Here is a 24,428-nt window from a genome sequence, read left to right as displayed (position 1 = left end):
TCGTTGTAATGATAGGACTATTTCCGGTATTGCTGTCTAAACGCTATTGCTGGGGTTCCCGTTACCTTTCTAAATAAACGGCAAAAGTATGAGTGATCGTTATAACCTAAACTATGGGCAATTTCTTTAACTGTGAGTTCGCTGTAGTATAACAATCTTTTGGCTTCCATCATCACTTCCTGCTGTATCCAATAACTTGCATTAAAACCAGTATGCTTTTTAAGGGCTTCACTCAGATAAGATTCAGAAATATTTAAAAGTGAGGCATACGCAGCCGGACTTTTATTAGAATGCATTTCAGCACTCAGCAATTGTTTAAACTGCGAACTGATCTGCGCCGGACGTGACAAATTAAGGTTTAACCCAGTATGTTGACTGTAACAGCCTGCCGCCATCCCGATAAAGGATTGAAGTAAAGAATGTACAATGGTGGTGTAAAACGGACTGTTGGTGTCATCACTCTGTTTTTCGGTAAGAAGAAGCAATAGTTCGTGGCATTGCCTCAGTTCGTTGGTATTGAGTGGGTAGGGCTGCTGGAGTGATAACTGCCCCTCAAAAACATTCCTGCATTCGCGTGGAATGAGGGAAGTATCTACAGCCACAAACCATCCTGTTGCAGCTTCATTCCGGATTCGGTGATGCACCTGGGCAGGTAAAACATAATATAGCATATTTCCCGACAAGTGTACTTCATTAAAATCAATCATTAATGATCCAATACCTTCTTCCAGCAGAAAGAAAATATAGTGGTCATCACGGTGCGCACCAAGTGTTATTGCATCATCATTCGGCAGCTCATCTTTATTAAAATGTTTAATCTGCAAGCCATGTGCAGTTCTGTCCTGTAACGAATGTACCGGGATGTAGTTCATGCCCAAAGTTACTTGTTTTGTACGCTAATTAATTTCTAATTAACTGAATTTGATTCCCCATATCGATTAACAAATTCACATTTTTGATTCTAAAACGATATAAACTTTAAGGTGAATTCACCACATATTGGCATGGTTTATGAATAAGTAAATGAAGAGCAAATAAACTTTATGAACAAATTGATCAGTGCAGAAAAACTACTTTTTGAATGCCTTTTAGAACTTTCTTGCAAAGATGGGCACGAACAGCTTGAGGTAAGTAGTGCAGTTAATGAGGCTGTTTTATGCGCCATGCACCGCCATACCGAGCAATTTCTTCTTCCTTTATCAAAGCTATTGAAAAAGTTTTCGAAGTTAAAATTGATGAAATCTAACTCAACCATCAAGGAGCTTGAACGCTTTCGGAAAAAGATTAAATCTTATCTTGGAGATAAAGATCCAAAAGAACAAAATGCAGAATAAAGCCAATTGAATTCTGATGATTTGTTAAAGTCAATCACAAATTATTTATGCAGTCCCAGGTTCAAAAAAGTACAAAAAATCGCCGCTTTTAGCGGTTGTTAACAAAATATTAAATAGCAGTATATAATTTACATATTTTAATGCAAAAAAAGCATTCAGTTTAAATAACTTTGTTTTTGAATAAAGAATCGGGAAATCGATTTAGCTTGTTTTAAACCAAATAATTTAAAATGCTTTTAATTATCCTTAACATTATTTTTTGTATCTCGTTTTTAGGTTTTGCTTATGTAAACTTAAATGATAACGATGCTTTTCTTTGGGTTTCCATCTACTTAAGTGCCGCTATATCATGCGGATTGGCTGCTGCAGGTAAATTTTATCCTTTTGTATACCTTTTTTTAATTGCCTTTTACCTTATTTATGCCATCATTCTTTTTTTTGCAAAGGATGGGGTACGCGATTGGATTACAAAATACAGGCGCGAAAGTTTAGTACAAAGCATGCAGGCAACAAAACCCTATATTGAGCAAACACGTGAATTTTTTGGCCTACTGATTATTGCAGGAGCTTTGCTGATCAATTATTTTGTTTCAGCCGGAATGACAAGTTAAAAGCGTTTATGATGATGAGAGCGGATGATAAGAAATTGATCGATGAAATTTTATCGGACATTGTAAAAAGTAACGTAAACCACGAGTGTAAAAACTGGCTTGATGTAACCCTGCAATCAACCGATAGCAATGCACAGATTAGCAAGGCTTTTGTAATGGTGCCGCGAAAGACAGGGAAAGCCAGTATTAAAATTAATGATGCACAAAAGAAATTGTTGGATAAAGCTGGAATCGGCTACATTGATACGTGGACAATTGATAGGCTAAGCAGGTTATGGCTATTAAGTACTTTAAATTCAGAAAATCAGGATCAGTTATATTCCACCATAGATAGGTTATTTTTATCGGCCGAGATGAATGAGGCTGTGGCATTATATTCAGCATTACCGTTTTTAGCCCATCCCGAAATTTGGGTAAAGCGTTGTGCAGAAGGAATCAGAAGCAATATCGGTTCTGTATTGGAAGCTATTATGGAAAATAATCCATATCCATCAGAAAACCTTAATGAAGCCGCCTGGAACCAATTGGTGCTAAAAGCCTTTTTTACCGAAAAAAATGTTAAACTGATTGTTGGTTTGGATGAACGTGCTAATTTAGCACTGGCTTTAACGCTTACCGATTATGCAAAAGAACGTTGGGCAGCAGGGCGAGATGTAAACCCACAACTATGGCGCCTGGTGGGCAAATTTATCAATGCAGAAATTTTTGAGGCCTTAAAAATTGGTTTACAGCGTTATAATCAATCCGAACAACGTGCCATAGCGCTTGCAGTTGATGAATCTGAGTATCAACCTGCTAAAGATTATATAAATACCTTTCCGGAACTTAAAATCGCTCTTGCTGATGGGCAGTTAAACTGGAATTCATTTTAAAGATTAAAAAATCAAAATAGATAGTATATGTGTTGCAGTAGTTCAATTGAAAGAGATAAAGCATTAATGGGAACGCCTGAGGCTTTTGATATCAGTGCAGTAAAGGGGATGAAGTTTTTCGATCCGCATGTGCATATGACTTCTAGAACAACAGATGATTACCAGGCGATGGCCGATGCAGGAGTTGTTGCGCTGATAGAACCTGCATTTTGGTTAGGCCAGCCACGTACAGGATTGGATAGCTTTCGAGATTATTATAGTAGTTTAATTGGCTGGGAACGCTTCCGTTCATCACAGTTTGGCATTAAACATTATTGTACCATTGGCCTTAATTCAAGGGAAGCGAATAATGAAAGTTTAGCCGAGCAGGTGATGGAAATATTGCCTTTATTTATTTATAAAGAAGGTGTGGTAGGTATTGGTGAAATTGGTTTCGACGACCAAACCGCTGCCGAAGAAAAATATTACCGCCTGCAACTCGAGCTGGCTAAAGAAGCTGGCTTGCCTGTGCAGGTACACACCCCTCACCGCGATAAGAAAAAAGGAACACAACGGAGTATGGATATTGCTTTGGAACATGGCCTTGATCCTTACAGCATAATTATCGACCATAATAATGAAGAAACCGTAAAAGAAGTATTAGACAGAGGTTTTTTTGCTGCTTTTACCATTTACCCTTTTACCAAAATGGGCAATGAAAGGATGGTAGAAATTGTAAAACAATACGGAGCCGAACGCATTATGGTTAATTCTGCCGCAGATTGGGGTATCAGCGATCCATTGGCTGTGCCTAAAACAGCTGCCTTGATGAAAATGCGTGGTTTGAGCGATCAGGACATTGAGTTGGTTACTTACCGAAATGCGATTACTGCATTTGCTCAGAGCGGACAGATTGAGGAAGCTGATTTTAATGTACAAAAAAATGTAGACCTAACCGAGAAATTTGAAGGTAATACCATTTTACGTGGCGGACAGCAACCAAAACCAGACAAATCTTCGATTATTATTAGTTAAGCGTATTGAAAAAAATAATTGTTTATCTGCGCATGATGCGCCCAGCCAATATTGTTACATCGGTAGCTGATATTTTGGCCGGAATTGCTATTTCTGGCATTTTAAGTAACGGTTTGTCCATTCCATGGCTATCCATTGTACTTTTGGCCGTATCTACAGCTTGTTTATATGGAGGTGGAATCGTTTTTAATGATGTTTTTGATGCCGATCTTGATAAAATAGAACGGCCCGAACGTGCGATTCCAAGCGGATTAATCAGCCTAAAAAAAGCTGCTGTTTTAGGGAGCTTTTTGTTGATCGCTGGGATAGTTTTGGCTACATTAAATAGTGTTACATCGGGCATATTTGCTTTTTTAGTCGCAGTTTTTGCATTGCTTTATAATAAATTTGGCAAACACCATTCTTTTTTTGGTCCATTAAACATGGGATTATGCAGAGGCTTTAATTTACTTTTGGGTTTAAGCATCGTTCCGGCTATGCTTTACAGCCATTACTATTTGGCCATTATTCCGGTAATTTACATTTTTTCTATCACCATAACCAGTCGTGGAGAAGTGCATGGCGGTAATACTAAAAATTTGTATCTGGCTGCAGTTTTGTATGCCATTGTAATTTGTGCCATTACATATTTCGCTTTTGTAAACGACAGGCTTTTGTGGTCGTTATTGTTTTTGGTTCCTTTTACCTTTATGATTTTTAAGCCTCTTTTAAAAGCAATAAAACAGCCTGTTGGTAAAAATATAGGTGCTGCGGTGAAGGCAGGCGTAATATCCCTCATTTTAATGGATGCTGCCTGGGCAGTAACTTTTGATGCCCTTATTTTAGCTTTTATAATTGCTGCATTGTTGCCACTATCCATGTGGCTATCTAAATTATTCGCCGTTACTTAACAGAACATTACATTATCCAATAAAAATGGAACATTTACAACAATCTTTTACGGTACAGTACAATTACAATGTATTTTTTACTTCAGCACTTTTCTCACCTGAAAACGAGTTACTGAACAGTTTTTTAGTGAACCTAAATCCAGCTGTTACCATAAAAAAAATCCTTTTTGTTATAGATGAAGGCGTAGCAAACACACACCCAAACCTAAATAATCAGCTTAAAGCATATTTTTCAAAATATGCTCAAACGCAGCTTATTCAGGATATTTTAGTAATTCCAGGCGGAGAGCTGGTGAAAAACGATACAAAGTATTTCGACCAGGTTTTGGAGGCGATCAATGTTCATGGTATAGACAGGCATTCTTTTGTGGCTGCAATTGGCGGCGGGGCTGTACTCGATATGGTGGGTTATGCTGCTACAGTTGCCCACAGAGGTATAAAACACATCAGGATACCAAGTACAGTGCTTTCGCAGAACGACTCTGGTGTAGGCGTAAAAAACGGCATTAACTATTTTAATAAAAAGAATTTCCTGGCACATTTTCACCTCCGGTTGCTGTTTTTAATGATGAATTATTTTTGAAAACATTATCCGACCGTGATTGGCGTTCAGGCATTGCAGAAGCGATTAAAGTTGCATTGATAAAAGACATTGAATTTTTCGAATGGCTTGAGGCCAATGCTGCTGCACTTGCGGCCCGCGATATGGCTGCAATGAATTATCAGATCTGGAAATGTGCCAAACTTCATATGGAACATATCCGTAGCGCCGATCCTTTTGAAAACGGTTCGGCAAGGCCGCTTGATTTTGGTCATTGGAGTGCCCATAAACTCGAGTACTTAACCAATTTCGAAATCAGACATGGTGAAGCGGTTGCCATGGGTATTGCATTAGATACTGTATATTCCAATTTGTCCGGAAGGATCAGTGCTGAGGATGCACAAAGGGTAATTGCCTTAATTCAGGTGCTTGGTTTCGAATTAACCCATCCATTATTGCAGGTTACTGAAGGCAACAGTCCGATTTTGCAAGGATTGGAAGAATTCAGGGAGCATCTTGGTGGTGAGTTAACTATCACTTTGTTAACGGCACTGGGTAGTGGTGAAGAAGTACACGAAATAGATACCGAAATTTTGAAAAAGGCAGCCGAAATTTTAAATAATCAAGCACTATTTATCCAACAATAAACACATGAAATTAACTTCCGGACATTTAACTTTCTGTACCAATATTTATGCAGGCGAAAACTGGATGGCGCATTTTGAAGTGTTAAGGGATAGTTTTCCCATATTAAAAGCACAATTATCGCCCGATGCACCCATGGGTATTGGTTTGCGCCTATCTAACCTGGCCTGCATAGAACTATTGCAGGAAGATCATTTAATCACCTTTAAGCAATGGCTTGATGTAGCGGGTGGTTACGTGTTTACCATGAATGGATTTCCGTATGGTGGTTTCCATAATACAAAGGTGAAAGATCAGGTACATGCACCCGATTGGACCACCAGAGCACGGGTAGATTATACACTTCGTTTGGCTGAAATCCTTACGCAGTTACTTCCAGAAGGTATGGATGGTGGCATTTCTACCTCACCATTGAGCTATAAACCCTGGTTTAAAGATGCTCAGGAAAGGCAGGCAGCAACAACTACTGCAACATCGAACATAGTAGAAGTGGCCACTGGTTTAGCAGTTTTGCATAAACAAACCGGTAAAATTATCCATCTGGATATTGAGCCTGAACCCGATGGTTTTTTAGAATCGGGACCTGAATTTATCAACTGGTATCAAAATGAACTTTTACCCGCCAGTAAGGATCATGATGGAGAAACGATAGTTAAAACACATATCTGTTTGTGTTATGATGTTTGTCATTTTGCCATTGGTTACGAACCGCATACAGCCATCATAAATGAGTTGAACGAACAAGGCATAAAAATTGGGAAAATACAGATTAGTGCTGCCCTGAAAGCGAAGTTACCAGCAATTGTTTCTGAACGGACGGTAGTTTTGGATCAATTGAGGGGTTTTGATGAGCCTACTCTATCTCCATCAGGTAATTGCCAAAAAGAAGGATGGTAATTTAGTGCGGTACCCCGATTTTCCCAATGCATTACTTGAAGGAGGAGACACAACAGTAGAGGAGTGGAGAGCGCATTTTCATGTGCCGATTTTTGTTGAGGATATGGGATTGATCCAATCTACACAATCTGATATTACAGAGGTATTAAATTTGCACAAAAGCAATCCCTTTACCAACCACCTGGAGGTAGAAACCTATACCTGGGAAGTTTTGCCTGCTGCTTTAAAAGCACCTTTGAACGATTCAATTATCAGGGAGCTGGCCTGGGTGAAAAATTTATTAACATCTTAAAATCATGCACAAAACAGTTGTTATCGATATTGTAGGTTTATCTGCTTCCGTAATTGGAGCACATACACCTTTTATTCAAAAATACATTTCTGAAAATCATTTAACTCATATCGAACCTTTATTGCCAGCGGTTACAACAGCGGTTCAATCCAGTTATCTAACGGGTAAGTTTCCTGCTGAAAATGGCATTGTAGGCAATGGATGGTACGATCATGCAGATGCAGAAATTAAATTCTGGAAGCAATCCAATAAACTGGTAAATGCCGAAAAAATATGGGATCAGGCTAAAAAAGAAGATCCAGATTTTACCTGTGCCAATATGTTCTGGTGGTACAATATGTACTCTACTGCCGATTATTCGGTAACACCACGCCCGAATTACCTTGCTGATGGTCGTAAACTGCCTGATTGCTATTCACAACCTGCCGAACTCCGTGATCATTTACAAAATAAACTTGGGCAATTTCCATTGTTTCAGTTTTGGGGACCAGGTGCCAATATTAAATCTACTAAATGGATTGCTGATGCCTCGATTGAGACTGAAAAGCTTCATAATCCAACATTAACACTGATTTACTTGCCACATTTGGATTATTGCCTGCAAAAATTTGGTCCTGATTTGGAAAAAATCAGTACAGAACTCACAGAAATTGATCAGGTGGTAGAAGAAAGCTGGTGCGCTTTTACGAAAGCAGAGGTGCTAAAATTATGCTGCTTTCCGAGTATGGTATTTCACCAGTAAATAACCCGATCCATTTAAACCGTTTGTTGAGGGAAAATGGTTTACTACAGATCCGTGAAGAAAGAGGGTTAGAACTTCTGGATGCAGGAGCATCTAAAGCTTTTGTTGTGGCCGACCACCAGATTGCGCATGTGTACATTAACGATAAAAGTGTAACCGAAAAAGTGAAGTCGATATTAAAAGGTGTTGCTGAGATTGAGTTGGTACTTGATAAAGAAGAACAGAAAAAACATCACATTAACCACGAACGTTCTGGCGATTTGGTGCTGGTAGCGAAGGAGGGGAGTTGGTTTACTTATTATTTCTGGTTGGATGATGCCAAAGCCCCAGATTATGCGAGGGTGGTAGATATTCATAAAAAACCAGGATATGATCCGGTAGAAATGTTTATGACCTCCAAACTCAGGGCAGGCTATAAACTGTTAAGAAAGAAAGCCGGATTCCGCTATGTGATGGACGTTATTCCGCTTGATGCTACCCTGGTTAAAGGATCTCACGGTCGTACAAATGTTGAAGATGCATTTAAACCTATTCTGGTGACTTCAAAAGCTGTAAATAAAAAATTACAGGCACCCGATGTATATCAGGTAATTTGGGATAGTTTAATGGGATAATTAAATGTTTTATTATTTGCCTATGTTGGTGCTAAGCCCTAGCTACGGGCAAACTTAATTTAACACAGATAAAAAGAATGGACACAGATATAATCCGTGTTTATCTGTGTCCATCTGTGACTAAAAAAACGCTTTTAATCGAATTGGTACCTCATCAACCGAAACTGAATGTGATTTGCTTCTAATTTAAGCTTGAAATTGCTTCGCACGCTGAAAAAGCCTTTTCGCAATGACGACGCCTTGATGGGATTTGATCTATAATGTTGGTGTTAAGCCCTAGCTACTGACAAATTTAATTTACCACAGATAAAATGGATGGGCACAGATATAATCCGTGTTTATCTGTGTCCATCTGTGGTTAAAAAAACGCTTTTAATCTTTCTACCAAGATAATCCGCTTTCTCATTTGAAGTTAAATAGTCATATTTGATTATGAAAACTAGTGATGAATACAATGGTTACAGGATACCAGTGCCAGCTGAATTTGACGAACTGATTTCACATTTCTACTTTGCCGAAAACAAATCAAGCAATCCCATCATCCAGACCTTTTTGCCCACTTTCCAATCAATAATGGTATTTAACTTTGGTGCGGCAATTTCGCTTATTACAAAAGAAAAGGAAGAAATATCAATGGATAAATGCCTGGTTTTAGGGCCCGTTAAGCAAGCTTTTACGTATGTGATGCCATCAGGGGGTGAAATGCTGGTAGTGAATTTTAAAGACGATGCTTTTTTCCGTTTTTTTGGTACAGCGTCACTAATGGAACATGTTCATCCGGATGATTTGTTAAATGATAATTGTTTCACCATGCTTTGGAAAAGCCTGAGTAAAATGGATCAGGTTAGTGATAAAGTTACGCAGTTGCTCCAATTTAGTAAACCGTACATCCAAAACCGGCATCCACTAACCGAACAAATTATTGCTTTTGGCAATAGTGCAGTTAGCCCTGTGAAACAAATCGCTGATCAGCAAAAAATATCAGAACGATCGGTACAAATGAAAGCAAAAAAACATCTGGGCTATTCATCTAAAGAGATTGGCCGTTACATGCGTTTTTTAAAAGCGGTTGAGCTTGTTCAGCAATTAACTGTAAATAACAATGACGTAAATTGGTTTGAAGTAATTGAGCGTTGTGACTTTTACGATCAAAGCCAATTAATTCATGATTTTAAACATTACCTTAATTTAAGTCCATCCAGGTATTTAAAATTTCAACAAGGTATTTGTAATTCGAGGAGCTAATGCTGCTTTTACGTTATTCTTTCACAAATTTATAGCCGCATCCTTCAAAGCAGGGAGGATTAAGTTCCAATGCTTTTGCTGAAACTTTGTAACGATAAATAAGCGGCCTTTTATAGGTATTATTATAAACTTCCATTTGAACACTGTCTAAAATCTTAAAAGATGATAAGTCTGGAAGAGCATCTCCCTGAAGTTTTCCTGATTTCTCAATTGTGAGGTATTTTGCATCGCCCATTACTTTTCTATATTTACCACTTCCATCACCGGGATCTTGATAAGTTTCTGTTAGTTTCCATTTGCCATAAACTTCACCAGGTCCGTCGGTACTATTTGTTTTTTTACACGATAAATAAAGAGTGCAGGCAATTGCAAAGAGAGATAATAATATTTTTTTCATAAGGCATTAATTTAAAGCTTAAACGGTTGTGAAATGGAATACGCTACATAAGCACTAAACTTTTGTGAATATACATGTTCTTTTATTCCTCCAAGTTTGGAGAGGTTTAATGGTGGTTATAAATAAAGAATTTGTTGCAACCATAATTTTAAGCGTTTTTTCGTAACTATTGTTTCCTTTTAGCAGGTAATTACTTTCCATGGCGTTGCACCAGCCAGTAATGTGATCTATATGGTAAAATCCTGTTGAGTTTATTTCAGTAATTTGATTCCCCGTTTTCTTAAACCAATTATTGAAATCGGTGATATTCATGAGGTTTTCACATTCACCAGAAAAGGTAATCAAATGGCCTGTTGCTGAGGTTTGAAGTAGCCACTTCTCATTAAGTTTGATGGGGAATGGGCATAAGCCGTGTACTGTTCGTTTACAGGTAAAGGTATCTTGGTGAAAGACGGCATCATATATCGCCCTAAAATATTCGTTAAGAAATAAATCTTCCATAATGTAATTGGTTATGGCTGCTCCCGGCAACATTTTCTGATCAATCTCTTTCAGCGCAAAATCAATCCAATTTCCAGTAAAGCTATCTGCCAGGTTAGCTCGTATAGCCAACCAATTTAACCAAAGTTCATTTTGTTGTTCAATACCTATTGGCATTCCATTAAAACCTAATTTAAAGGTGATCTGATGTAGCGTTGTAGAAACCTGTTGCATAAATGCATCAGCAACATTATGGGCTAAATCATTTATTGAATTAAGTCTTCGAATTATTTTTATGCGCTGATTTCCTGTCCAAAAAGAAGTTTCATCTGGTAAAATATCTATTTCATAAAGCCTTGTTGTATTTTTAATTTTTAGAGGCGTTTTTTCAGAGATTTCTACATTAAAAAATAACTTTAGCGGGCTTAATAAAGGTTTGTAGGAGTATTCTCATTGTTCAATGTTTTCTTTATTTAATATTACATATCGCCGCCATACCCTATAATCATAAAGTAAATAATAAATTCTGCCACGAATGAAAAAGCGGTAAATAGTATAATGATAACAGCGGAACGATTATCTAATTTTTTTAGAGATCTAATTAGAAATAATGCAATAGAAATGCACAAAAGCAATAAAGATAAAAACGGTGCAAACAAAACAACTAGCCCCAGATCCAAGCTTTCAAAATTTAAGTAAAAAACCAAAATTATAGAGATTAGAAAAGCTATCAATAGTATGATATTAAGGTATAGTATTATTTTCCAAGGTCTTTTCATTTCAAAAATTGTTTTTAATTGTCTTCTGCATCCTTAACTAATAAAACTAATTCTCTAAAATTTCTTGCCTTAGTATGTACCTTGCATTTGCAGCTTTTATCCTCAATAGCTTCATATTCGCCATATACAACTTTGGTTCCGCTCTTTAATACCACTTCTTTGGCAGCATTAAAACTTATATTTCCATTTGTGGCTACCCATTTAATACTTCCTGCATTTTCGGTTATGGTTTTAGCAATATATTTAATAGTTCCCATTTTAAAACAGCTTTACTTTACTACCACTTTTGTTTGTAATCTCTTTAGAACTGTGAAATTCAATGTTCTCCTTAGTACTGTTTATATTAATTTCTTCGGCATTTTTTTCAATTTGAGTGGCAGTTTTACTAACGTTGTCATTCGCAACCATCATGATGTTTTGGGCCATTAATGAATAATTTTCGCCGGCATTACTCGCAATATTTTCTGCAGCATTATTATAAATATGGTTTCCTGCTGATAATGAAATGTTTTGCTGGGCATTAATATCTATATTTTTAGCTTTAATACTAATGTTTTCAGGTGCAGAAATCTCTATACTTGAGGCATTGGTATCAAACCTGATGATGTTCTTATTTTTATCCGTTATAGTAATGGTTTCAGCACCTGATGTATCGTTAAACTCAACCAAATGCCCACTTTTGGTCGAAATCGATTTTAAATGATTGTTTTCGTAACCTCCAGCACCGTTATTGCCATGAAAAATACTTCCCATTACAATTGGTCTGGCAATATTCCCTTCTTCAAAAGTTACCGCCACCTGGTCGCCCACTTCAGGAACAAAAACAAAGCCCCTGTTTGTATTTACCTGTACGCTACTGCCAGCATCTGGTGTTATAATTCTCAGCCATTCGGTAACATCATTGCTTAAACAATCCCATTTAAATTTCACTTTAATCCTGCCTTTCCCTAGTGGGTCATTATTATCTACCACATCAGCCAGATGCGTATCCGAATGAGGTTTTCGGAAATTTTTAACTGAAATACGTTCAGTTGTTGCCACTAAACCTTCAAATGTGTTGTGGTATTTACCCGCTACATTGATGTGGTGATTAACGCTTGTAATCAGGAATTTACCTAAACTTTCGTTCATGAAATCAGCATCCTGCTTAACGCTCATTATAATTTCTGCAATACAACCAATGCCAAGTGCAGCATTATCACCTTTGGCATTTATTTTTAAAAGCTCCGAAACAGTTGCTTTTTCTAAATCATCTACATGGTTTTGTATCTCATTATGGTTATTTACCCTAATTAATGATGATTGATTAAAGCTTTTGCTGAAAGTATTATTTGATGCCTGTATTGCATGAAGCAAGATTTGGTAGATTATCACTTTCAATAGTATCTTCACTTTGCAACATTTCATCTTCGGTTGGATGGTAGGAAAAATGTTTTGATTTGATCGGGGCAACTTCCATGGCATATTGCAGCTGCTGCACATCGCGACCATAAAATAGAGAAACTTCCTTCAGTTCGTCTGGTTTGCCAAAATTTAGTTGCTTACCATCATAAAAAAGCCATTCGTGGTACTCTCCAGATAACCGGTTAAGAAATTCAAAATCACTTTCCTTATACTGGATAATATAATCTATGGGTGTTTTGCGCCTCGTATTGCAAACAATTTTAAGGTCATTAGCAGGAGTATCCTTTGCAATTAAGACAGCAATTTCATTTAAATCTTTGCCTAGATAGGAACCTAAATCTGCTCCGCGATCTATTAAGATGGTTGGACTATATCCACTTACAATCAATTCGCCATGATAACCATGGCTTTGGCTGAGCTCCACCTTGGTAATGAGGCCTGCAAATTCCTGCATTTTCTCTGCATGATATCCAAATGAAATGGTAAGTGTTTTGCCAACATAATCCCGACTATTATCAAGGGTAATTAAACCGGGTAGGCCAATTTGGTTAGGCTTAAACCGAAGTTCGAAATGGTGGTGACTGTTAAATTGTTGTTTTAAATCAAAAGAATCGAAATGGGTAATGCGTTTGCCTTCAATATTAATTTCAGTAATGAGTTTGTTTTCCATGAGCGTTAGTTAGAACAAATTAAGTTAGTGTGCATCATTTGCCAGCTATCTCTAAACAAACCTTTAACCAGTTTTGAAATCCGAAGGATATAAAACAGTTTTTGAAGCATGTTAGGTACTAAATTTCCGGTAAAATGTTCATTTGTTGTTCGCAAATGGTATTTATAGACTTTTGCTAAGACTGTGAAAAAATAATAACATTGACATTTTTGCTTTTAAGATTTATTGCAAATGGAGCTAATTTTCCCCGATTGGGTTTGTAGTTGTGGAAATACTTCTACATGTTTTAATTATGGAATTGTATTATGACTAAAGTATTTTGGCTGTTGCAAAAAATTAGTCAATCGTTTGCGCTGTGATTTATGTTGTTTTGCTCATTTGCTTGTTCTACTTTTAAAAAATACAAATCAACAAAACCGAACAAATGCGTTATCGTTTGCTTAAAACATCTCTACACTGGTGCTATAATATAATTGATGCATTCCCGTATGACAGAAGCAATTCAGTCAACATGTTCAGGCTTAGTGATTATTAATATATAGAATAACCTGTGCGAAGTTAATTGTCATAAAAAATGCTTCAGCAAGGGATGGATACAAGCTTAACTTACGCAATTGAAAGATTAAAGTTATTGTAATGGCGGATATTGCAAATGGAAGGTAAGATGTTAAAGGGAATACTTTAAAATAAACACCACTTAAAAAGAATTTAGCAGAATAAAAAGCGCGAAAGCAGAGTTAGTAAAACGTTTGTTCAGCACATTAAGGGATCAATTAAAAAACTAAACAATAAATATTAAACAACACAAATGGAACGTAGAGATTTTATCAAAAATGGGGCATTTACGGCTGCTGGTTTAACCATCCTGCCAACCGGAAGTTTATTTGCTTCATCAGACAGTGGGAAAGTAAGATTGGGATATATCGGAGTAGGGGCCCGTGGAATGAGCCATATTTCTGAAGGTGCACTAAGAGATGATGTAGAAATTGTTGCAATTTGCGATACACAAGAAAGCTCACTTAAAGTTTGCCGTGCATTTATTGCCAAAAAAGGCAGACCAGCTGCAACCGAATATACAGGTGGTACCGATGCCTACAAAAAATTAATCGAGCGTAAGGATATTGATGCCGTAATTATTGCTACACCATGGCAGTTTCACCGCGACCAAGCCGTTGATGCCATGAAAGCAGGTAAATATGTAGGCTGCGAAGTTATTGCGGGTTTAACCGTACAAGATCATTGGGACATTGTAAATACATCCGAAAAAACCGGTATGCCTTACATGACTTTGGAAAATGTTTGTTACCGCAGAGATGTGATGGCAGCTTTAAATATGGTTAGACAAGGTCTTTTTGGCGAATTGGTACATTTAGAAGGTGGCTATCAGCATAATTTACGAAATGTTCTTTTTAACAATGGTAAAGATTATTATGGTGGTGGGGTAGAGTACGGGCCTAAAGCACTCAGTGAGGCGCAATGGCGTACCCAGTTCAACATCGATCAGGATGGCGATTTATACCCAACACATGGGGTAGGGCCACTCATGCAATACGCCAACATCAACAGGGGTAACAGCTTTACCAGTTTGGTTTCATTCAGCTCTAAAGCAAAAGGTTTGGCTGCATATGTAGAAGAAATGTCGCCAGGCCACCCAAATGCCAAAATAAATTATAAAAATGGTGATGTAACCACTACAATGATCAATTGTGCAAATGGAGAAACCGTTTTATTAAGTCACGATACCCATTTACCGCGGCCATATTCTATTGGTTTCAGGGTTCAGGGCACAAAAGGTTTATGGATGGATGTAAACAAATCTGTTTATATCGACCACAAATCGAAAAAGGATGATGTTTGGGATCCGGCTAAGGAATGGTTTGCTAAATATGACCATCCACTTTGGAAAAAATACGAATCAGAAGCTGTGGGTGCCGGGCATGGCGGTATGGACTGGTTTGTGTTTAATGGATTTATCCAGGCGGTTAAACAGAAAAAACAAACGCCAATTGATGTTTACGACTCGGTTACAATGAGTGTAATTATGCCCACTTTCTACAAAATCGTTGAAAGAAGGAAATATGCCACAGAAATTCCCTGATTTTACAAAGGGAAAATGGAAAGACAGAAAAAATACTTTCGCTTTAGACGATAGCGGCTTTTAGTCTCGTTTGCGTGGCAATGCTTTAGGGCTTGCCCGCCCTTTTTAACAAGAAACTTTATCCAGTTACCTGGAACTATTTTTATATAAATATATCACCATCTTATGTTTCAAGCAGTATTAGGTGCTTATGGACTTAACGCAGAACAATTTAAAGTTGAACCTTTCGGCTCGGGTTTAATTAACCATACCTGGAAAGTTTACAACGAACAGCAGGCCTACATTTTGCAAGAGGTTAATACGGAGGTTTTTCGTGAGCCTCAGCACATTGCACATAATATAGAAACCATCAAAAAATATCTTGATCAAACCGCACCAAAATATTTATTTGTTGCACCAATCGAAGCCACAAATGGCGGTGATTTTGTTGTGATTGATGATCACTTTTACAGGATTTTCCCTTTTGTTGAAAACTCTTGCTCCATTGATTTTGTGCACCATCCTGAGCAGGCTTACCACGCTGCAAAGCAGTTTGGTAAATTTACAAGGATGCTTTGCGCTTTTAATGTGAAAAAATTAAAAGCCACCATCGAAGATTTTCATAACCTGCCGCTGCGGGTTGAGCAATTTAAAAAAGCTTTGGAGCAGGCTAGTAATGAAAGAATTAGTGAAGCAAAATTTGCCATCGAAGAAATTATCAAACATTACCACATCGAGGAACAATATGTGCACATGGTTGATAGTGCTGCGCATTGAACCTGCGTGTAATACACCACGATACCAAAATTAGCAATGTACTTTTACAGGTAGAAACAGGTTTGGGTTTATGCGTAATTGATTTGGATACGGTAATGCCTGGCTATTTTATTAGCGATGTAGGAAGATATGATGCGTACTTATTTATCAGAAGCGAATGAGGAGGAAAGGGATTTTAACAAAATAGCCATCAGAACAGATGTATTTGCAGCCATCCATAAAGGTTATATGGAAGAAATGGACCAGGTTTTGGGTTTTGCCGAGAAACAGTTCTTTATTTATGCTGGTAAGTTTATGATTTATATGCAAGCTGTACGGTTTATTGCCGATTTTTTGAATGGTGATATTTACTACAAAACCACATATCCTGAACACAACCTGGTAAGGGGTTTAAACCAGATCGATTTATTGAATAAATACATTGCTAAAGAACCGGAATTTGAAGAAATCATTAAAAAGATTAACGAAGATAGACTTAGCGATTCTAAAACAATATTAAATTAATAAGGTAATTTAAGGTGTTCAGTTTTTTATGCTTCATCGTTTGAGCTGGACATCCTTTTGCCTTTTTTAGCTAATTATTTCGATTTTTTTGCATAAAAATCAAGTTCTCATACTCAATATTATTGCTTTTAAGATTCATTCATCAAGCGAAAAATCTGCTCAATAATTACGTCATTTCGATAACAATCATTTCTTACTTATTTAACATAAGCTAATGGTTTGAAAAAAGCGCAAACGTTTGATGGGGCTAAATTATGTGTACTGAAGAGGGTAGAAGCATATAATTAAGCCCTTTGTTTTTCGCCAAACTGCTCATAATAATCTTCTTCGTCAGCCTCATAATCGCTGAATTTATTGATCTTGAATACCCAATATTTCATTAATGGATAATTAAATCCATAAGAAACCACGCTATCAATTAAAAGTCTGCCGATTTTATAATCCACATTCAAAGTTTGCTGGAGCAGGTAAGTTCCACCGGATTTTAATGAGATACTTCCTAAAACCACGGTAAAAAATCGAATCAACTGTCCGCTTGTAGAACTGCAATAGCCCTCATTGGTTTTAAATGCCCAGAAACGGTTGATGCAGAAATTAACAATGCCTCCCATTGTTCCTGAAATTAAAATGGAAATGGTAAAATGAATGTGCAACCATTCTGTGAGCAAAATCATTAAGCCATAATCGGTTACACCACCAGAAAAAGCCGATACTTGTGCCTTGAGGAAAAGTTTAACTGAAGACCAGGTCATGATATTTTCTCCTCTTTATCTTTAGCATCGCCAGCTTTTAAAAGCTTAAACGTATCGCTAATATTGATAACCAGTAAAAGTGCTACCATAGCAATTGCAAAATAAGTAATGGAACCTGTAAATAAGGTTTCGGCAATTAAGACAAGTGAAATAATTACCCGCAATTCCGTCGGACCTAAAGCGCCTGCATCAATTTGATAAAAGCCTGTAATTTTATAACGAAGTTGAGAAATAATCATCGACCAGCCGTATAATACCACAAAGAGAAACGCAAAAATCTGTGTGCCGCCATCGGCATAATAATAGTAGCCTAAACCAATCAAGATGATGCTCAGCCAATCCATCACAATATCGATGGCAAAGCCATACCATTTTCTAGGAATTTTACGGAAGTAAGCCAATCGGCCATCAAGCGAATCGCCAAGCCAATTAATAACAAAGCCTAAAATTCCGATTAATAAACAGCTTTTTGCATAAAAACTTGCTAAAATGAAGCTTAAAAACACAATCAGTGAGCCAAACATGCCAATTCCGGTCATTATATTTGGTGTAATCCACGCAGGAACCCTTTGAAGCAAAAATAAGATCAGTGCTTGTTCGCCTTTGCGTAAAACATTCGTTCTTTCGCGGTCTGCAAATACCCTTTTGCCATCTAGATGGTCTTTTTTTAGTTTAATAATAGCCTCCAATTTAAGTGCCAACCAAAATTACACCAAAGAGGATGGCTGTTTCCGGTCGGTAAAATTTTAAACTGATCTTCTTAGGAATTCCTTTAGAATAATCAGTTATTCGCTTTAGCTTCCCCGATCTGACCAGGTAAGTAAACAATAGGGCAAATAACATAAAATTATTTTACAATTCCGGCGAAGCGCTGATAAAATACTGTTGGACTATTCTCATTTTTTGGGGCATATTTACCAGCAATGATCGGTACATAAATTACACGTCGTCTACTTTCTTCACCACGTATTGCCGATTCTGCAACCCTGTGCCATAACCTGCCATCATGAATGGTTAAATCACCTGCTTCTGGTAAAATCGATACTTCTTCAGCATCTGGTTTATTATCCAGGAAATATTTCTTGCGGAAAAGCATCTGGTAAATACTTTGTTTGTGTGTGCCCGGAATAATCTTCAATCCGCCATTTTCTGGCTTTAAAGTACTCAGGTGGATTCCAACATTCAACATTGGGTTCAGTTTTGCGCCATAAAAAATATCCCTTAAACCATCTGTATGCCAGCCCATTTTACTGAATTTGCTATCTGGTCCGTTAATGTAATGGTTAAAAACCATACCGTCTTTTTCTTCGGTGCCCAGGCGAGCACCATCACCAGCCAATTGCAATAGGGCATTAAAGCGTGGGTCTAACAGCAATCCGCTTAAAGTTTGATGTTGTTGATTAATAAACGCGAAACGTTGTACAATTGCTGAGCCATCAAGATCTTTTCCATACTTAATCGGTACGCCATTTATTTTTTTAATATCTTGCTCAATCCATTTTTGCTCTACCTGTTTAGAGGCATCAATGATGGATGAAACAGTTTCTGGTTTAATGAAATTTTTGAAATGGATAAACCCATGTGTGTTAAAAAAATCAAGCTGCTCTGCTGTTAATTGTTCAGATAAGGTGAAGGTTGGATACGATGTGGCCATGTGTAAAAAGTTAAAAGATTAAAGGAAATAATAGATAGAAAATAGAATTATGCGCAGCAACAGCACATTCGCATTCGCACGTGGTTCGGTACTGAAGGAAAATAAAACAGGGTTGTTTTATCCGACATAGTCTATAGAATTAGTAGTATTTAATACAAACGTAACATAATTTTAATACTCCAAAGAATTTTATTTAAAATATTTTAAAAATAATTTCTTTATGATTGAAGTGATGGCCAAACGATAGTTGCTTTGGGGCACGGAGGTATTCGAATAATTGAGTTTATGGATACCTTTAAACTTAGACTATTTGTTATGAAGGTAGCATCTTGCAGCACCAAATCTCGGCTAGACTTATGTACCCACACAAGCCAAACTTCCAACTCTTTACATCCAACTAGCAGTGTTTTATGTCTTATATATCCCTGCGGCCATTTTTTCTATAAACCCTTTTGGTAAAATCCTGTTGGCATACACACTAACGATATTGGTGAAACCTGGAATAATTTCTGATTTTTTAGCGAACATACCATTTAAGGCAATTTCGGCTACAACATCCGGTTTCATGTTAAATTTCTCGGCCATTTTACTAAAAGCATCCAAGCCTGCGCGGTGTGCAAAACCAGTATCAACAGGGCCCGGACTCAAACAGCTAACCGAAACAGGTCCATCTTTAAGTTCAAATCTTAATGCCCTTGTAAAGGATAAAACATATGCTTTAGTTGCCGAATAAATGGCTAATGTTGGCACCGCCTGATAAGCTGCAGTGCTTGAAACATTAAGGATATAAGCTTCATGGTGTTGTGAAAGTGCAGGAAGAAATGAATGACACATTGATGTAACAGTATTCATATTTAACTGACACATTTCTAGCTGGCTGGCCAAACTAAGCTCGCCGAATTTGCCCCACAAACCATAACCAGCATTGTTAATCAGAATATCAATGGCATAACCTTTTTCTGTTACCCAATTTAATACGAGCTGTGGAGCTTCAGGTAGACTAAGATCTGTTGGTAAAATATCTACCTGAACGCCATATTGCGCAATAATGTCTGTTTTGAGCGCATTTAATTCATCAGCTGAACGGGCAATAAGCAACAGATTTCTTTTTCTTTTGGCAAGGGCAACGGCCATCGCTTTGCCAATGCCTTTACTAGCTCCGGTTACCAGTGCATACTTAATTTCTGTTTTCAACATCCTTCTTAAATCAATATGGTTGATGCACAAATATCAAATAAATAAAATCTTATGCCTTATTTATTTTCAAATGTTGTGCAATTACTTTTGATCTTTTTTAACTTATTATTTTTAACCAGTCTAAATAATGTTAGCTTTGCCGAAAATTCCAACTTCATGAAGCACTTATACCTCCGATTTTTATCTATATCGCTTTTCACATTATTGTCGATTACCTTATTTGCACAAACACAACAGGGAGCAATTAGCGGTAAGGTGGTCGATTCGTTAGGAAACAACATTCCCTTTGCCAACGTACAGATCAAAAAGCAGAATTTAAAAACCACTTCAAACAAATCAGGAGCTTTTAAATTAGCCGCTGTGCCTGCCGGATATCAGGAGGTTAAGGTTTCGATAACCGGATACGATCAGTTTGAGCAGCGTGTTATGGTTGTTGCGAATGATACCACCCAGGTTACTTTTATTTTAAAAGAGCAGCATTCAGAACTGAACGATGTAATTGTTTCTGCAAGCAGGCGACCTGAATCTTTATCGCAAACACCATCATCAGTAACGGTGCTTACGGCAAAAGAACTTAACACTCAATCTACCATCAGTCCTAATTTAGCCAATATACTTTCTTACAGCGTACCGGGTTTGGGTTTTTCTACCAACCAAACAGGTAATTCTGGTCAAACTTTACGTGGCCGGAATGTTTTGGTATTGATTGATGGTATTCCACAATCTACACCTTTAAGGGCAGGAGGGAGGGATATCCGCAGTATTGATCCTTCGGTTATTGAGCGGGTTGAAGTAATTAAGGGTGCAACTGCCATTTATGGAAATGGTGCAGAAGGTGGTTTGATCAATTATATCACCAAGAAAGCAGATAATGGCAAATCATTTGGTGGATATACACAGGCCGGTATTACCGGAAACTTAAAAGGCGATAGCACTATCGGTTACCGTTTTTCGCAGCAATTATATGGCAAGGAGGGTAAATTTGATTACCTGGTAAGTGGTATGTTCGAAAAAACGGGCGTTTTCCGTGATGCAGATGGTTTGGTACTTTCACCTGAGTATGGTTTAGGCGAAACCAAATCATACAATGGTTTTGTAAAGCTGGGCTATAATTTTACGCCAAAACAACGCTTACAGGTAATGTACAATTATTTTAGCTCGAGGCAGCATTCTAAATATGTTACCAAAGATGGTGTTTATGGTCAATTGCCTGCCATTGGTATTTACGGTACGCGTTTGGGCGAAGATGAAGGTACAAGGTTTAATCACAATGCCAATTTACAGTATACCAACCAGCAAATTTTTGGCAAAACCGATTTAACTGCCAATGTATATTATCAGGATTTTTATACCATTTATTCCAATTCTGCATCATTTTTTGGAAGCGGTCAATCGGCCATTACCTCCACTAAAAAGGGAGCAAGGGTAAACTTAAATACACCATTTAACATTACCACACAGGTACCAATGCAGTTAAATTACGGTTTGGATTTAATGAACGATAAAACAGCTCAAAGTTTAACTGATGGCCGTTTATGGGTGCCCAACATGAATATGATAAACTTTGCACCTTATTTACAGGCTTCGGCAACTTTAATAAACGATTTAACAATTAAAGGTGGTTTAAGGGTAGAAAATATCAATATTGATGTAGATGATTTTAATACGCTTGCAACTGGTGCAAATGGTGCAGGAAGCATTGCTGTGCAGGGTGGTAAATTAAACTACAATGCTTTGGTATTTAATGCAGGTGCGCGTTATTCTAAATTCAAGTTTTTTAACCCTTTTATCAGTTATGCACAGTCTTTTTCGGTATTTGAGCTGGGCAGGGTTTTAAGGGCAGCGAAAAGTAATACTTTATCTCAATTGGAAACTAAACCGATTATTGTAAACAATTACGAGGCTGGTTTTAGCAGTACAATAGGCAAATTAAATTTTAGTGCCGCATACTATTACAGTACTTCTAAATTGGGTGCAAACTTATTGGAAGTTAACGGAACATACATTTCTCAACGGATACCTGAACGTGTTTATGGATTTGAAATTCAGGCAGATTACCAAATTTTAAGCGATTTAAGCGTTGGTGGTAATTACGCCCAGGTAGAGGGTAAAGGTGATGTAGATAATGATGGCAAATTTGATGGCGATAAAGATGTGTACCTGAATACCACACGGATCCCACCATCTAAAACCACGGTATACCTTAAATATTCGGGCATTAAAATGTTAAGTGTGGATGTAAACTGGATGCGTGTAGGCAACCGCGACCGTTTTAAAACCAATGCTGCGGGTAAATACTTAATTGGAGAAGGACCGGTAAAGGCCTTTAACTTATTTAATGTTGCTGCGGTTTACCAGGTAACGCAACCTTTAAAACTATCTTTAGGGGTAGAAAACTTATTAAATAAAGTTTATTATCCTGCTATATCTCAATTTTATGGCAGCAATGTAAATTATGTACGCGGAAATGGCCGGAGGTTTAACCTTTCTGCCGGCTATGCTTTTTAAGCAATGAAAAACAAGAAATTTAAAAATGCCATCAGGAACATTCACCTTTGGCTAGGCCTCGTTACTGGCCTGGTGGTTGTTATTATTAGTATAACGGGAGCGCTTTACATCTTTGAAGAAGAAATCAGGGAAGCTACCCAAAAAGATTTCCGATATGTAAAAGCTCAGCCGAAACCTTTTATAGGCTTGGATAAAGTTATTTGGGGTTTCGAAAAACTTTCGCCTAAAGATCCCCTAAGGTTAATCAGGATTGGGGATGCTTTGCCAAATGCTACGGTAGAGCTAACGAGTAAAAAGGGTAAGGTTTATTATTTTAATCCTTACAATGCCGCTTTGGTAAAAAAGGGAAGTGAAGATTGGCTGGAAACTGTTGAGCATATTCATACTTCGCTATTATTGGGCAAAACCGGGCAATTTATTATGCAGTGGTCGGTGGTTATTTTTGTGCTGATGCTGATAACGGGGCTCATACTTTGGTTCCCCGGGCAAATGCGTTTGCTAAAACAATCTTTAACCATTAAAAGAAAAGCCTCTTTTAAAAGGCTCAATTACGATTTGCATAATGTGCTGGGTTTTTATGCATCTGTAGTACTATTGGTAACTGCTTTAAGTGGTTTATATTTTGCCTTTAAGGGTGTAAAAAATGCAGCAAGTTTTTTTACAGGCAGTAAATTAAGTCAGGGGAAGGCTATTGTTGCTGCCAAACCCTTACAAATTGATCCGATACCTGTACGGTACAATAAAATTTATACTGAAGCTAAAGCCAAGTATCCAGGTGCGGTATCTACCAGTTTTTCGTTACGTGGTAAAGGCGAGTTGCGGTTAAGAATGGTTTATCCTTATCGATGGGCACGAAACCAAAATACCTTTTTTTACGAGGAAGCTACGGGTGCTATGACTAGGGCCAAACTGTATAAGGATTTTAACGGCGCCGACTTGATAGAGGCCACCAATTATGATCTGCACACTGGCAGACTCCTTGGATTGCCGAATAAAATACTTTCCTTTTTGGCTGCTTTAATTGCAGCTAGTTTACCCATTACAGGTTTTATCATCTGGTTAAAAAAGAGAAAGAAAACTAAAAAGAAGCCTGTTATATTTGCTCAGCATAAGCTTTAAGCTGATTAAGCCCCGATTGGCAGAATTCATGTTGCATTTTAAGATCAAGACCTGCAACGGGTTCAAAAATCTCGGTAAGTGTTACCGGGTTATTCCCTTCAAAAATGATCAGGCTTTTTCTATGATCATCCAATGTATAGGCAATGCGCTGATGTTCAATAATCTCAGTATAGGTGCCTCTGAATTCGAAATTTTCACTGCCATCTTTTTTGGCCATAACGTACAAAAAACATCCGCCCAGGCTGAGGTTATTTTCAATGTTCTTGTTTATCCACTCGTTAGCTGGCGCATTCCATTTGGCAATGTGCTCTGGTTCATTCCATACTTTCCATACCAGATCGATTGGTTGGTTTATGGTAACGCTTGCTGTTAAGCTATCTTTGTTCATATTGAAAAAATATGTCCTAAATTAC

At 37.5% G+C, this 24,428-nt stretch carries 28 protein-coding genes and 1 pseudogene; 18 read left to right on the top strand and 11 right to left on the bottom strand.

From position 1 onward, the window contains the following. Window positions 1-17 precede the first annotated feature (17 nt). Complete coding sequence (locus AC0IWE_RS08510) at window positions 18-872, bottom strand: helix-turn-helix domain-containing protein (RefSeq protein WP_471792722.1); 855 nt, start codon at window positions 870-872, stop codon at window positions 18-20. Window positions 873-1,043: 171 nt separating this feature from the next. Between AC0IWE_RS08510 and AC0IWE_RS08505 the strand changes: the two genes are divergently transcribed. From AC0IWE_RS08505 to AC0IWE_RS08450, 12 genes are all read left to right on the top strand, one after another. Then, the gene (locus AC0IWE_RS08505; RefSeq protein ID WP_471792721.1) at window positions 1,044-1,334 is read left to right on the top strand and encodes a hypothetical protein; all 291 of its coding nucleotides are present in this window, start codon (window positions 1,044-1,046) and stop codon (window positions 1,332-1,334) included. 230 nt (window positions 1,335-1,564) lie between these two features. Then, window positions 1,565-1,945 carry a transmembrane 220 family protein gene (locus tag AC0IWE_RS08500; protein ID WP_055910808.1) on the top strand — a complete coding sequence of 127 codons (381 nt, stop codon included), beginning with the start codon at window positions 1,565-1,567 and terminating at the stop codon, window positions 1,943-1,945. 8 nt (window positions 1,946-1,953) lie between these two features. Further along, window positions 1,954-2,817, top strand: coding sequence for an EboA domain-containing protein (locus AC0IWE_RS08495; RefSeq protein WP_471792720.1), 864 nt, complete (start codon window positions 1,954-1,956; stop codon window positions 2,815-2,817). Window positions 2,818-2,883: 66 nt separating this feature from the next. Next, window positions 2,884-3,831, top strand: coding sequence for a TatD family hydrolase (locus tag AC0IWE_RS08490; protein WP_471792719.1), 948 nt, complete (start codon window positions 2,884-2,886; stop codon window positions 3,829-3,831). Window positions 3,832-3,836: 5 nt separating this feature from the next. Continuing rightward, window positions 3,837-4,721, top strand: coding sequence for a UbiA-like protein EboC (gene eboC, locus AC0IWE_RS08485; protein ID WP_471792718.1), 885 nt, complete (start codon window positions 3,837-3,839; stop codon window positions 4,719-4,721). A 25-nt stretch (window positions 4,722-4,746) separates the two neighbouring features. Next, a complete protein-coding gene (locus AC0IWE_RS08480; protein WP_471792717.1) occupies window positions 4,747-5,304 on the top strand; it encodes a dehydroquinate synthase/iron-containing alcohol dehydrogenase family protein in 558 nt (185 codons plus the stop codon). Beyond that, window positions 5,301-5,909, top strand: a complete 609-nt coding sequence (locus AC0IWE_RS08475) for a 3-dehydroquinate synthase family protein (protein ID WP_471792716.1) — start codon at window positions 5,301-5,303, stop codon at window positions 5,907-5,909. The genes AC0IWE_RS08480 and AC0IWE_RS08475 overlap by 4 nt, the downstream gene beginning before the upstream one ends. A gap of 4 nt (window positions 5,910-5,913) precedes the next feature. Continuing rightward, window positions 5,914-6,804, top strand: coding sequence for a metabolite traffic protein EboE (gene eboE / locus AC0IWE_RS08470; protein WP_471792715.1), 891 nt, complete (start codon window positions 5,914-5,916; stop codon window positions 6,802-6,804). Continuing rightward, window positions 6,755-7,096, top strand: a complete 342-nt coding sequence (locus tag AC0IWE_RS08465; RefSeq protein ID WP_471792714.1) for a hypothetical protein — start codon at window positions 6,755-6,757, stop codon at window positions 7,094-7,096. Before eboE ends, AC0IWE_RS08465 begins: the two co-directional genes overlap by 50 nt. Before the next feature lie 4 nt (window positions 7,097-7,100). Beyond that, window positions 7,101-7,838 (top strand): alkaline phosphatase family protein, encoded by a 738-nt coding sequence (locus tag AC0IWE_RS08460; protein WP_471792713.1) that lies wholly within the window; start codon window positions 7,101-7,103, stop codon window positions 7,836-7,838. Further along, window positions 7,805-8,452 carry an alkaline phosphatase family protein gene (locus AC0IWE_RS08455; RefSeq protein ID WP_471792712.1) on the top strand — a complete coding sequence of 216 codons (648 nt, stop codon included), beginning with the start codon at window positions 7,805-7,807 and terminating at the stop codon, window positions 8,450-8,452. Before AC0IWE_RS08460 ends, AC0IWE_RS08455 begins: the two co-directional genes overlap by 34 nt. Before the next feature lie 432 nt (window positions 8,453-8,884). Further along, entirely contained in the window at window positions 8,885-9,697 is an 813-nt protein-coding gene (locus tag AC0IWE_RS08450; protein WP_471792711.1) for a DUF6597 domain-containing transcriptional factor, read from the top strand. 13 nt (window positions 9,698-9,710) lie between these two features. Here AC0IWE_RS08450 and AC0IWE_RS08445 read toward each other — a convergent pair whose 3' ends face one another. From AC0IWE_RS08445 to AC0IWE_RS08425, 5 genes are all read right to left on the bottom strand, one after another. Continuing rightward, complete coding sequence (locus AC0IWE_RS08445; protein WP_471792710.1) at window positions 9,711-10,094, bottom strand: hypothetical protein; 384 nt, start codon at window positions 10,092-10,094, stop codon at window positions 9,711-9,713. 54 nt (window positions 10,095-10,148) lie between these two features. Beyond that, window positions 10,149-10,808, bottom strand: coding sequence for a hypothetical protein (locus AC0IWE_RS08440; RefSeq protein WP_471792709.1), 660 nt, complete (start codon window positions 10,806-10,808; stop codon window positions 10,149-10,151). Window positions 10,809-11,367: 559 nt separating this feature from the next. After that, on the bottom strand, window positions 11,368-11,610 hold the full coding sequence (locus AC0IWE_RS08435) for a hypothetical protein (RefSeq protein ID WP_471792708.1): 243 nt from the start codon (window positions 11,608-11,610) through the stop codon (window positions 11,368-11,370). A 1-nt stretch (window position 11,611) separates the two neighbouring features. Beyond that, the gene (locus AC0IWE_RS08430; RefSeq protein ID WP_471792707.1) at window positions 11,612-12,709 is read right to left on the bottom strand and encodes a phage baseplate assembly protein V; all 1,098 of its coding nucleotides are present in this window, start codon (window positions 12,707-12,709) and stop codon (window positions 11,612-11,614) included. Beyond that, window positions 12,681-13,427: a contractile injection system protein, VgrG/Pvc8 family gene (locus tag AC0IWE_RS08425; RefSeq protein ID WP_471792706.1), complete on the bottom strand. Its 747-nt coding sequence runs from the start codon at window positions 13,425-13,427 to the stop codon at window positions 12,681-12,683. Before AC0IWE_RS08425 ends, AC0IWE_RS08430 begins: the two co-directional genes overlap by 29 nt. Before the next feature lie 808 nt (window positions 13,428-14,235). Here AC0IWE_RS08425 and AC0IWE_RS08420 point away from each other — a divergent pair. The 4 genes and pseudogenes from AC0IWE_RS08420 to AC0IWE_RS08405 all read left to right on the top strand — a co-directional run bounded on the left by AC0IWE_RS08420 (window position 14,236) and on the right by AC0IWE_RS08405 (window position 16,785). Then, window positions 14,236-15,589: pseudogene (locus AC0IWE_RS08420) on the top strand (Gfo/Idh/MocA family protein). 101 nt (window positions 15,590-15,690) lie between these two features. Continuing rightward, entirely contained in the window at window positions 15,691-16,281 is a 591-nt protein-coding gene (locus AC0IWE_RS08415; RefSeq protein ID WP_471792705.1) for an aminoglycoside phosphotransferase/kinase family protein, read from the top strand. Beyond that, window positions 16,278-16,442 carry a phosphotransferase gene (locus tag AC0IWE_RS08410; RefSeq protein ID WP_471792704.1) on the top strand — a complete coding sequence of 55 codons (165 nt, stop codon included), beginning with the start codon at window positions 16,278-16,280 and terminating at the stop codon, window positions 16,440-16,442. Before AC0IWE_RS08415 ends, AC0IWE_RS08410 begins: the two co-directional genes overlap by 4 nt. Next, a complete protein-coding gene (locus AC0IWE_RS08405) occupies window positions 16,411-16,785 on the top strand; it encodes a hypothetical protein (protein ID WP_471792703.1) in 375 nt (124 codons plus the stop codon). The genes AC0IWE_RS08410 and AC0IWE_RS08405 overlap by 32 nt, the downstream gene beginning before the upstream one ends. A 284-nt stretch (window positions 16,786-17,069) precedes the next feature. On the opposite strand, the gene AC0IWE_RS08400 is transcribed toward AC0IWE_RS08405, so the two are convergent. The 4 genes from AC0IWE_RS08400 to AC0IWE_RS08385 all read right to left on the bottom strand — a co-directional run bounded on the left by AC0IWE_RS08400 (window position 17,070) and on the right by AC0IWE_RS08385 (window position 20,388). Further along, window positions 17,070-17,537 (bottom strand): GtrA family protein, encoded by a 468-nt coding sequence (locus tag AC0IWE_RS08400; RefSeq protein WP_471792702.1) that lies wholly within the window; start codon window positions 17,535-17,537, stop codon window positions 17,070-17,072. After that, window positions 17,534-18,226, bottom strand: a complete 693-nt coding sequence (locus AC0IWE_RS08395) for a CDP-alcohol phosphatidyltransferase family protein (protein ID WP_471792701.1) — start codon at window positions 18,224-18,226, stop codon at window positions 17,534-17,536. Before AC0IWE_RS08395 ends, AC0IWE_RS08400 begins: the two co-directional genes overlap by 4 nt. 158 nt (window positions 18,227-18,384) lie before the next feature. Continuing rightward, entirely contained in the window at window positions 18,385-19,191 is an 807-nt protein-coding gene (locus tag AC0IWE_RS08390; RefSeq protein ID WP_055910783.1) for a phytanoyl-CoA dioxygenase family protein, read from the bottom strand. 408 nt (window positions 19,192-19,599) lie between these two features. Continuing rightward, the gene (locus AC0IWE_RS08385) at window positions 19,600-20,388 is read right to left on the bottom strand and encodes an SDR family NAD(P)-dependent oxidoreductase (RefSeq protein WP_471792700.1); all 789 of its coding nucleotides are present in this window, start codon (window positions 20,386-20,388) and stop codon (window positions 19,600-19,602) included. A 204-nt stretch (window positions 20,389-20,592) separates the two neighbouring features. Between AC0IWE_RS08385 and AC0IWE_RS08380 the strand changes: the two genes are divergently transcribed. Further along, the gene (locus AC0IWE_RS08380; RefSeq protein WP_471792699.1) at window positions 20,593-22,896 is read left to right on the top strand and encodes a TonB-dependent receptor; all 2,304 of its coding nucleotides are present in this window, start codon (window positions 20,593-20,595) and stop codon (window positions 22,894-22,896) included. A gap of 3 nt (window positions 22,897-22,899) precedes the next feature. Further along, entirely contained in the window at window positions 22,900-24,015 is a 1,116-nt protein-coding gene (locus AC0IWE_RS08375; RefSeq protein WP_471792698.1) for a PepSY-associated TM helix domain-containing protein, read from the top strand. Here the strand turns inward: AC0IWE_RS08375 and AC0IWE_RS08370 are convergent. Next, on the bottom strand, window positions 23,990-24,403 hold the full coding sequence (locus AC0IWE_RS08370; protein ID WP_471792697.1) for an SRPBCC domain-containing protein: 414 nt from the start codon (window positions 24,401-24,403) through the stop codon (window positions 23,990-23,992). The genes AC0IWE_RS08375 and AC0IWE_RS08370 overlap by 26 nt on opposite strands. Between the last annotated feature and the right edge of the window lie 25 nt (window positions 24,404-24,428).

It is taken from the genome of Pedobacter sp. AC402, assembly GCF_979252805.1.
Note: the sequence above shows the minus strand (reverse complement) of the source record. Positions and strands in the feature narration are given on the sequence as shown.